Here is a 9,322-nt window from a genome sequence, read left to right as displayed (position 1 = left end):
TGGGTAAAGACGGTCTGAAAGCAGGCGATGTCAACATCACTGCCGACGGTATCAATGCAGGCAACAAAGCCATCAGTAACGTTGCTGAAGGCAAGAAAGATACTGATGCAGTAAATGTTGGACAGTTGAACCGTCTGACCGCTGCTGCTAAGACAGAAGTCGAAGCCGGTACCAACATCGCCAGCGTGAGCAGCAAACAAGGTGCGAACGGTCAAACCGTTTACACCGTGAACGCAGACGGCGCGAGCGTTTCCGCAGGTTCCGACAATATCGTCGTGACCAAAGGCAACAAAGACGCCAACAACGTGACCGACTACGCGGTTGACCTGTCTAAAGCCGTCAAAGCCGACATCGCCAAAGGCGTAGCGGCGAAAGACGCAGTAGACAACAAAGGCATCAGCTTCGCAGGTGACAGCGGTACGACCGTTGCCAACAAACTGGGCGATACCGTAGCCGTCAAAGGCGATGCCAACATTACCACCACCGCAGGCGCAAACGGCATTCAGGTCGGCCTCAACAAAGACCTGAAAGTCGACAGCGTCACGACAGGCGGCGTAACCGTTAACGCTCAAGGCATTAGTATTGGTGCGCCGACTGCGTACAATCCGGCAAATACCGTCAGCCTCAGCTCGAACCAACTTGTGGTTGTTCAGCCACACCCGCTAACATTTCCATTGAAATGCTAGTGACTTCTTGCATATCATCAATCTGATCGCTAAGAACGGTTTGTTTGGCTGCAAACAAGATAATACCGACAACTGTTGCGTGAAAGGCGATAGAACCTGCCAAACCGATGCGAGAATTTCGTTTATTCATATCTCCCTACTTGCCGTTATCCTTACGGGTCATAATTGCAACGTTTTTAATTTCGCTCGCAGCTAATAAATCCGTAAGCTCGACGAATTTATCAAAACGCACCGCTCCATCTACTTTTAGCGTGACTTTTTGGTCTTTCGCCCACGTGCCGATTTCATTTTTAAGCTGTTCGGTATTTACAGGTTGATCATTAAAGAAGAATTGGTTCTCTGCAGTAATGGTCACTAGTTTCGCTAAATCATCCGCTTTTACGGTTTGCGTAGTGCTTGCTTTCGGCACATTAACCTGAATTTTTCCTTGTGAGATAAATGAAGCGGTAACTAACACGATAGCTAGTAATACCAACATAATATCAATGAAAGGAATGATGTTAATTTCATCAAATTTTTTCATGGTAAACCTCGTAAATTTTTTGACCGTTTGTTAAGCCACTTTACGAGCGTGCAATGCTTGCCATTTTAATTTGTTTTCGTCCACTTTACGGTTGAAACCGCTGTAGAACATCATCGCAGGAATCGCAACTAAAATACCAGCAGCAGTTGCTTTTAATGCGAGTGATAAATGTACCATTATTGAAGCTGCATCAATGTCACCACCTGAGTGCCCCAATTCGTAGAAAGTCAGAAGAATACCAATTACCGTGCCTAATAAGCCGATATAAGGTGCATTTGCACCGATAGTTGAAATGGTGGTGAGATTGGTTGTGAGGTCAATTTCGAGTTCCTCTTGAGTTTGGTAGTTTTTCACATCTAAGCTTTTGTAAAACATAATACGTTCGATGATTTTCCAAACCAGTATAACACTCATCAGTGATAGTAAGCCTAAAATGATGTAGTCAATATAGTGTTGTAGAAATTGAAATAGTTGATCCATAAATTCCTCAATCCTTAAAAAATATAAAGAAGATTTTGTTGCAGTTGAAAATTGTTCTTAATTATACGCTGTATTTTCGGAAATTCAAATTAAAATAAATTGAAATAATAGGAATTCTTATCCTTATTCTATGGTATATTTTAATTATTTTTTATTCGAGGCTAAAATGGAAACCTTTACAGAAATTACGCCTGAACAGGCATTTGAATTAGTTGAAAATGAAGGTGGTACGCTCTGCGATATTCGTGATACTCGTCGTTATACCTATAGTCACGCTCAAGATGCGTTTCATTTAACCAATGAAAGCTACGGACGCCTGTTAGACGAAGTTGATTACGACGAGCCGTTGATTATCATGTGTTATCATGGCGTGAGTAGTCGTAATACTGCACAGTTTTTGGTTGAGCAAGGCTTTGAGGAAGTGTATAGCGTAAAAGGTGGCTTTGATGGCTGGGTACATGCGGGCTTACCTATTGAAACGATATATTAATACCCTAATATGTTGAGTATTCTTCAACAAACAGCAAAAGTAAATTTTATGGACTACATCATTAACGTAAACGAAAGTAATTTTAGCGAAGTTTGGGCAGCTGCCTCTCAAATGCCTGTGGTGTTTAACTTTGTTTCACCGCGTGAAGTGGCATCTCTTGAGATGGATTCTCTTCTTCGCCGTCTTACAGATGAGCATCCAAAGCAGTTTTTATTGGCAACGGTTAATTGCGATGAGCAGCGTGAGTTGGCAATACAATTTCGTATTCAAGCCATTCCAACGATGTATCTGTTTGCCGATGGGCAGCCTGTTGATATGATTCAAGGTGCGGTAAGTGAACAAGAGTTACTCATTCGTTTAGCTAATATTTTGCCAAAAGAGCAAGATTTAAAATTCAATCAAGCCTTAGAATTATTACAAGATGAGCGTTATGCGGAAGCCTTGCCCCTCCTAAAATCAGCGTGGGAATTATCGGATAAGAAAAACAGCGATTTCGCCTTGCTTTATGCTGAAACTTACATCGTGATGAAAAAAGTAGAAGAGGCAAAAGAGATCTTAAAAGCGATTCCTATTCAAGATAGAGATAGCCGTTGGCAAGGATTGCAGTCGCAAATTGAGTTATTAGAACAAACGGCAGAATCGCCAGAGTTACAACAACTTCAAGCCGATTATGCAAGCAATAAAACGCCTGAAGTTGCGATTAAACTAGCGAACCAATTGCATCAAGCAGGCAAAAATGAAGAAGCATTAACATTATTGTTTGATTGGTTGAAAGCTGATCTTTCGGTTGCTAATGGCGAATTAAAAACGCAATTTTTAGCGATTTTATCTGCATTGGGTAATGATCCAATTGTACCGAAATTTAGACGACAGCTTTATTCGTTGCTTTATTAAGCATTTATTATATCAATTTATCTGTAGCGGCTAATTATATTAGCCCCAGAAATCAAACAGACTTTAAGGACAAAAAATGACAACCAAACATACTAAATTATTAATTTTAGGCTCAGGTCCTGCGGGCTATACCGCTGCAGTTTATGCTGCTCGAGCGAATTTAAACCCCGTATTAGTGACAGGGATGCAACAAGGCGGGCAACTTACCACTACCGATGAAATTGAAAACTGGCCTGGTGAATATGAACATACCACGGGCACAGGCTTAATGGATAAAATGCTCAAACACGCAGAAAAATTTAACACTGAAATCGTGTTTGACCATATTCACACCGTTGATCTTTCTAAACGCCCATTTACTCTGAAAGGCGACATTCATACCTTTACTTGTGATGCGTTAATTATTGCAACAGGTGCGTCAGCCAAATATCTTGGCTTACCTTCAGAAGAGGCTTTCAAAGGCAGAGGCGTTTCTGCTTGTGCAACTTGTGATGGTTTCTTCTATCGTAACAAACCTGTGGCGGTGATTGGTGGCGGTAATACCGCGGTGGAAGAGGCACTATATTTAGCTAATATCGCTAGTGAAGTGCATTTAGTTCATCGCCGTGATAGCTTCCGTGCTGAAAAAATCTTGCTTGGTCGTTTAGCAAAACGCGTAGAAGAGGGAAAAATTATTCTACATACCGATCGTACCGTGCAAGAAGTATTGGGCGATAATGCAGGCGTAACAGGTGTGCAATTAGTTTCGACTAAAGATGGTTCAACCGAAGAGATTAACGTTGATGGCTTTTTTGTGGCAATTGGTCACTCACCAAATACAGCGATTTTTGAAGGCCAGTTAGAACTTGATAATGGCTACATCAAAGTGAAATCAGGCTTAGAAGGTAATGCAACAGCGACTTCTGTGGAAGGGGTTTTTGCAGCCGGTGATGTAATGGATCATAATTACCGCCAAGCAATTACTTCCGCAGGTACAGGCTGTATGGCAGCCCTTGATGCAGAACGCTTCTTAGATGCTCAGGAAGCTTAAGAAATATAAGAGGAAAATATGAGCTTTACCGTCATTATTCCCGCCCGCTACGCATCTAGCCGCTTACCTCGTAAGCCACTCGCAGATATTGTAGGCAAACCGATGATCCAACACGTATGGAAAAAAGCCCAACAAGCGGGCGCAAATCGCGTAATTATTGCAACCGATCACGAAGAGATTGAGGAAGTGGCAAAAGCATTTGGTGCAGAAGTCTGTATGACTTCAACCGAGCACAATTCAGGTACTGAGCGCTTGTCAGAAGTGATTGAAAAAATGGCGATTGCTGACGATGAAATCATTGTAAATGTGCAAGGTGATGAGCCTCTTATTCCGCCTGTGATTATTCAACAAGTTGCTCAAAACCTAGCAGAAAACCAAGTCAATATGGCAACTCTTGCGGTGAAATTAGAGACCAAAGAAGAGTTATTTAATCCAAACTGCGTAAAAGTAGTAACCGATCAAAAAGGAATGGCACTTTATTTCTCACGTGCCGCCATTCCATTTGCTCGTGATCATTTCGCAGATTGTAATGACGCTTTTGTCGCAAGCCAGTCATATCTTCGTCATATTGGCATCTATGCTTATCGAGCAAAATTTGTGAACCAATATATCCGCTGGCAACCTACGGTGCTAGAAAAATTGGAATCATTAGAGCAACTTCGAGCGTTATGGTATGGTGAAAAAATTCACGTAGAACTTGCAAAAGAAGCACCGCAAGTGGGGGTGGATACGCTTGAGGATTTGGAAAGAGTAAGGCAAATTCTTTCTTAATTATCCCATGCAATATAATAGATAAAGTGAAGGCGAACTTTATATAGTGTTCGCCTTTATTTCTTAACTAATTTTTACTGCATGATACTGACTTTTCGGATTCGCAATCCACTCTCTTGCCGCAATAATTTGCAGTTCATATTTTCCGCTTTGTTGCGTAACACTCATCACATCATTTACCGCATTTGCCGTATGCTCAAACGCCTCTAAATCTGATTTACCATTGAGCAAATTTGCTAAAAATAGACCGCTTGTTAAATCGCCTACGCCTACAGGATCACGACCAACAAATTCGTGCAATGGTCGGCTGATATGCCAAATTCCTGCTTCAGTTGCGAGTAACATTTCAAACTGGTTAGGGTCTTGCCCTACTTTGCTTAAGTGTTTCACCAACACACGTTTCGGTCCTTTTGTTAAAATCGCTTTGGTTGCTTCAACTGCTTGGGCAAAGTTTTCTACAGGTAAGCCTGTAAGCTCTCGCAATTCCACCAAGTTTGGGGCAATTAAATCGGCTTTTGCCATCGCTTCATCACGCAAAAATTCCGCCACACCAGAGGCAACAATGCAACCTTTGTCAGGATGACCCATCACAGGATCGCAAAAATACACTGCTTTTGGATTTTTCGCTTTGATTTTTTCAACCGCTTTCAAGATTTCCGCACCTTGCTCTGCAGCCCCAATATAGCCTGATAAGATCGCATCGCATTCGTGTAGAGCATCAATATCATCAATCCCCTGTGTGATTTCGCCAATTTGCTCTTTTGGAATCACCATTCCTTTCCATTTGCCATATTGAGTGTGGTTGGAAAATTGCACCGTGTTCAACGCCCAAACATCCACCCCAAGCAACTGCATCGGAAACACCGCCGCTTTATTCCCCGCATAGCCGTACACCACATGTGATTGAATAGACAATACGTTTTTCATTATTTTCTCCTTTAAGAACGATATTGTTTGCATAGATCTAGGACAATAGCACACTTGGAGCAAAATTTCATCTGCTTTCAAAATGAAAGGTGGTCGGATTTCTTGGGGCACAGTAGACAAAATAGTTGCTAATCCGTCAAAAACTATGCCAATAACCTACTAACTAAGATGCGGATTTTTTTATAACCAAATACAATTTTCTTTTCAAACAACAAGTCATCGAATTCTATCTTCAAAATGGTAAAAATAATTCACTTACCCGCAGGCATTTTCAACTTACCGAAACAACAGAAGCGAAATAACTCACCTGAATTTAAACTTAACATAATACAAGCGGTTAAAAACCGACAATTTTCTGCAGAAACTGCTTATTTATACTTTAACATTGCTCATTCAGGTGTTGCCAACTCCTGATGGAGCAAAACCCATTTTACATTCCGACCAAGATTGGCATTATCAGATGAGAAGCTATCAAAACATACTCAAGGAGAATCGAAGATAAAAAGCGGCAGATTTACCTGCCGTTAACTTCACTCAAATATTATTATCAATTAAGCGAATGGTTGTAATTCAGGATTGATAGGTGTTTCCGCAAGATTATTCACATAATTACAGAGTGTCGCTAAACTTACCCCTAACACAACATCAATCGCTTGTTCTTGCGTATAGCCTACCGCAAAGAATGCATTTAATTGTGCTTCTGTTAATTTTGCTTTTTGTAACATTACTGCAAGCGTAAAACGTGCTAAAGTATCTAATTTGCTATCACTTTCAATACGAGCTGTTGCTCGAATTTGGTTTACTAATTCTTCTTCTAGCTTCAACACTTTTAATGCGATTTTAGTATGACCCGCTACACAGAATCCACAACCATTAACCACTGCTGCGGTAATTTGCACCACTTCACGCTCTGTTGCAGTTAAGCTATTACGACCATTGATCCCACCCACGGTACGATAAGTTTCTAATGCAGTAGGTGCGTTGGCTAATACGCCAATTAAATTTGGAATAAAACCGTTTGCATTTTTGACCGCAGTTAATGCTTCTTTTGCAGCTTCTGGTGCAGTTTCAATAGTATGAATTTGAAATTTAGACATTATGTTCTCCTAAATAATATAAATAGATGTATTTCATGTGAGAAATAATACGAGGGTTTCGCAACAAATAAAAAGAAATAAAATGCACTTTATAGATTAAAAAGTTATAACTAGCGATCAAATTTTGCTAGAATACCGAAATTTTAACGACATTTAATAAGGTACTTTATGTCTGAACAAACTTTTATTACAGGTAAAGATGCAGCCCTTGAAGAGAGCATCTCTACCTTCCAAAACAAACTAAAAAACCTTGGCTTTAACATTGAAGAAGCCTCTTGGTTAAACCCTGTGCCGAATGTTTGGTCGGTGCATATTCGTGATGCAGACTGCCCACAATGTTTCTCAAACGGTAAGGGTGCGAGCAAAAAAGCTGCATTAGCGTCAGCTTTAGGTGAGTATTTTGAGCGTTTATCGACCAATTATTTCTGGGCTGATTTTTATTTAGGGCAAGAGATAGCAAACGGCGATTTCGTGCATTATCCATCTGAAAAATGGTTCCCGATTGAAGATGAAGCTGTGCCACCAATGGAGATGATGGACGATTTCTTATGGGAATACTTTGACCCGAATGGCGAACTCACGCCAGGACTGTTAGTCGATTTACAATCAGGCAACTACGATCGTGGTATTGTGGCTTTGCCTTACGTTCGCCAATCGGACAACCAAACGGTTTACATTCCACAAAGCATTATCGGAAACTTGTTTGTCTCAAACGGGATGTCGGCAGGTAACACCAAACACGAAGCCCGTGTGCAAGGCTTATCTGAAGTGTTCGAGCGTTTTGTGAAAAACCGCATTATCGCAGAAGCGATCAGCTTGCCTGAAATTCCGCAATCGGTGATCGATAGCTACCCAACCATCAAAGCCTCTATTGAAAAATTAGAGCAAGAAGGCTTCCCTATTCTTTGCTACGATGCCTCATTAGGCGGTGAGTTCCCTGTGATTTGCGTAATTTTGCTTAACCCGCAAAACGGCACCTGCTTTGCCTCTTTCGGAGCACATCCGAATTTCCAAGTAGCATTCGAGCGCACCGTAACTGAGCTTTTACAAGGTCGTAGCCTGAAAGATTTAGACGTATTCTCACCACCTTCTTTCAATAATGAAGATGTTGCCGATCACGCTAACCTTGAAACCCATTTCATCGACTCAAGCGGTCTGATTTCGTGGGATCTTTTCAAAAAAGATGCGGACTACCCGTTCGTTCATTGGGATTTATCAGGCACAACCGAACAAGAATTCCATAATTTAATGGCAATCTTCAACAAATACGAACAGCCTGTTTACATTATGGATTACGAGCATTTAGGCGTTTACGCTTGCCGTATCCTTGCTCCTGGTATGTCAAACATCTACCCAAGCGATGATTTAATTTATGCCAACAACAATATGGGGATGGATTGGCGAGAAATTCTGTTAGATCTGCCTCATTTCCATCACGATGCGGAAACGTACCAAGAATTATTGGACGAATTAGATGAACAAGGCATCGACGATTTAACCCGTGTCCGTGAGTTTATCGGTATCGTTGCCGAGAAAGGTTCAGCAATGCAAACCTTACGTATTGGCGAGCTAAAATCCATGCTTCACTTAGCTCTAGGCAATTTAGAACAAGCGTTAGACTGGGCGAACTGGACGGCAAATATGAACGCTTCCGTCTTCACTGCAGAACACAACAACTACTACCGTTGCTTAATTCAAACTATCGAATTATTCCTCGATGAAAACCGCAAACCTGAACAATATCGTGCAGTTTTCGAGAAAATGTACGGTAAACAAGCGGTCGAATTTGCGTGGAATGCTGTAAATGGTGGTAATCCTTTTTATGGCTTAACAGCTTCTGATGAAGCTTTAGAAAATATGCTAGCTCACCAAAAGCTCTTGGACGCTTATCGCAAATTACAACGTGCAAAAATCATTCCAATTACACGTTAATTATTAAAAGATAAAAGGGGCGAAGATCATTAGAATCTTTGCCCTTAATGTTATCTGCATTTTTGCAAAAATAATATTTTCGATTTTTTGAAAAAAAAAGTGTAAGAAAAAAGGTTTATCTCCGACTAATAGAATAACTGGGAAACATTTCCTAGCACAATGAACTAAATAATTTCATAAAATAGGTAATCAATAAGAGGAAAAAGATGAAAGATTGTAAGATGCAAGGTATCAGCAGCGGCGTGAGTTTATTGATTTTACGCTTTTTTCTTGCGTGGGAATTTTTAGAGGCAGGGTTAGAAAAATGGAATGGTCAAAATTGGTTTACTGAAATACAAGATCGTTTTCCTTTTCCATTTAATCTTATTCCAGCCGATATTAATTGGCACGTTGCAATGGGATCTGAATTAATTTTCCCATTCTTGCTGATATTTGGGGTGCTAACACGTTTTAGTGCATTAAGTTTAACGATTTTAATCTCTGTCGCGTGGT

11 protein-coding genes and 2 pseudogenes are annotated in these 9,322 nt (G+C 40.7%); 8 read left to right on the top strand and 5 right to left on the bottom strand.

What is annotated here, in order from left to right:
• Window positions 1-686: pseudogene (locus QMF79_RS01890) on the top strand (hypothetical protein); the annotation flags it as partial.
• Here QMF79_RS01890 and QMF79_RS01885 read toward each other — a convergent pair.
• From QMF79_RS01885 to exbB, 3 genes are read right to left on the bottom strand one after another with little or no spacing between them, the layout of a single operon-like run.
• A complete protein-coding gene (locus QMF79_RS01885) occupies window positions 625-816 on the bottom strand; it encodes a hypothetical protein (protein WP_281772540.1) in 192 nt (63 codons plus the stop codon). The pseudogene QMF79_RS01890 and the gene QMF79_RS01885 sit on opposite strands and share 62 nt — an antisense overlap.
• A gap of 6 nt (window positions 817-822) precedes the next feature.
• Window positions 823-1,209, bottom strand: a complete 387-nt coding sequence (gene exbD / locus QMF79_RS01880) for a TonB system transport protein ExbD (RefSeq protein WP_281772539.1) — start codon at window positions 1,207-1,209, stop codon at window positions 823-825.
• A 30-nt stretch (window positions 1,210-1,239) separates the two neighbouring features.
• A complete protein-coding gene (exbB, locus tag QMF79_RS01875) occupies window positions 1,240-1,689 on the bottom strand; it encodes a TonB-system energizer ExbB (RefSeq protein WP_281772538.1) in 450 nt (149 codons plus the stop codon).
• A gap of 166 nt (window positions 1,690-1,855) precedes the next feature.
• Between exbB and glpE the strand changes: the two genes are divergently transcribed.
• The 4 genes from glpE to kdsB all read left to right on the top strand — a co-directional run bounded on the left by glpE (window position 1,856) and on the right by kdsB (window position 4,874).
• Window positions 1,856-2,179, top strand: coding sequence for a thiosulfate sulfurtransferase GlpE (gene glpE / locus QMF79_RS01870; RefSeq protein WP_281772537.1), 324 nt, complete (start codon window positions 1,856-1,858; stop codon window positions 2,177-2,179).
• A 48-nt stretch (window positions 2,180-2,227) separates the two neighbouring features.
• Window positions 2,228-3,073, top strand: coding sequence for a co-chaperone YbbN (locus tag QMF79_RS01865; RefSeq protein ID WP_281772536.1), 846 nt, complete (start codon window positions 2,228-2,230; stop codon window positions 3,071-3,073).
• Window positions 3,074-3,149: 76 nt separating this feature from the next.
• The gene (trxB, locus tag QMF79_RS01860) at window positions 3,150-4,103 is read left to right on the top strand and encodes a thioredoxin-disulfide reductase (RefSeq protein ID WP_281772535.1); all 954 of its coding nucleotides are present in this window, start codon (window positions 3,150-3,152) and stop codon (window positions 4,101-4,103) included.
• An 18-nt stretch (window positions 4,104-4,121) separates the two neighbouring features.
• On the top strand, window positions 4,122-4,874 hold the full coding sequence (gene kdsB / locus QMF79_RS01855; RefSeq protein ID WP_281772534.1) for a 3-deoxy-manno-octulosonate cytidylyltransferase: 753 nt from the start codon (window positions 4,122-4,124) through the stop codon (window positions 4,872-4,874).
• 63 nt (window positions 4,875-4,937) lie between these two features.
• Here the strand turns inward: kdsB and pdxY are convergent, their stop codons facing one another.
• A complete protein-coding gene (gene pdxY, locus QMF79_RS01850; RefSeq protein WP_281772533.1) occupies window positions 4,938-5,801 on the bottom strand; it encodes a pyridoxal kinase PdxY in 864 nt (287 codons plus the stop codon).
• A gap of 182 nt (window positions 5,802-5,983) precedes the next feature.
• On the opposite strand from pdxY, the pseudogene QMF79_RS01845 reads away from it, so the two are divergent.
• Window positions 5,984-6,200, top strand: a pseudogene (locus QMF79_RS01845) (IS3 family transposase); the annotation flags it as partial.
• A gap of 152 nt (window positions 6,201-6,352) precedes the next feature.
• Here QMF79_RS01845 and QMF79_RS01840 read toward each other — a convergent pair.
• Entirely contained in the window at window positions 6,353-6,898 is a 546-nt protein-coding gene (locus tag QMF79_RS01840) for a carboxymuconolactone decarboxylase family protein (RefSeq protein ID WP_281772532.1), read from the bottom strand.
• 168 nt (window positions 6,899-7,066) lie between these two features.
• Between QMF79_RS01840 and ycaO the strand changes: the two genes are divergently transcribed.
• Together ycaO and QMF79_RS01830 are read left to right on the top strand one after the other, a co-directional pair.
• Window positions 7,067-8,830 (top strand): 30S ribosomal protein S12 methylthiotransferase accessory factor YcaO, encoded by a 1,764-nt coding sequence (gene ycaO / locus QMF79_RS01835; protein ID WP_281772531.1) that lies wholly within the window; start codon window positions 7,067-7,069, stop codon window positions 8,828-8,830.
• A 221-nt stretch (window positions 8,831-9,051) separates the two neighbouring features.
• A partial coding sequence (locus QMF79_RS01830; protein WP_281772541.1) for a DoxX family protein occupies window positions 9,052-9,322 on the top strand: 271 nt, incomplete at its 3' end.

Origin of the sequence: Pseudohaemophilus parahaemolyticus (genome assembly GCF_938021905.1) — a bacterium.
GTDB lineage: Bacteria > Pseudomonadota > Gammaproteobacteria > Enterobacterales > Pasteurellaceae > Haemophilus_A > Haemophilus_A parahaemolyticus_B.
Note: the sequence above shows the minus strand (reverse complement) of the source record. Positions and strands in the feature narration are given on the sequence as shown.

Coding starts and splice junctions, on each gene's coding strand:
- glpE (WP_281772537.1), top strand. CDS start 1,856: ATGGAAACCTTTACAGAAATTACGCCTGAACAGGCATTTGAATTAGTT.
- trxB (WP_281772535.1), top strand. CDS start 3,150: ATGACAACCAAACATACTAAATTATTAATTTTAGGCTCAGGTCCTGCG.
- ycaO (WP_281772531.1), top strand. CDS start 7,067: ATGTCTGAACAAACTTTTATTACAGGTAAAGATGCAGCCCTTGAAGAG.
- QMF79_RS01840 (WP_281772532.1), bottom strand. CDS start 6,898: ATGTCTAAATTTCAAATTCATACTATTGAAACTGCACCAGAAGCTGCA.
- exbB (WP_281772538.1), bottom strand. CDS start 1,689: ATGGATCAACTATTTCAATTTCTACAACACTATATTGACTACATCATT.
- QMF79_RS01865 (WP_281772536.1), top strand. CDS start 2,228: ATGGACTACATCATTAACGTAAACGAAAGTAATTTTAGCGAAGTTTGG.
- pdxY (WP_281772533.1), bottom strand. CDS start 5,801: ATGAAAAACGTATTGTCTATTCAATCACATGTGGTGTACGGCTATGCG.
- QMF79_RS01885 (WP_281772540.1), bottom strand. CDS start 816: ATGAATAAACGAAATTCTCGCATCGGTTTGGCAGGTTCTATCGCCTTT.
- kdsB (WP_281772534.1), top strand. CDS start 4,122: ATGAGCTTTACCGTCATTATTCCCGCCCGCTACGCATCTAGCCGCTTA.
- exbD (WP_281772539.1), bottom strand. CDS start 1,209: ATGAAAAAATTTGATGAAATTAACATCATTCCTTTCATTGATATTATG.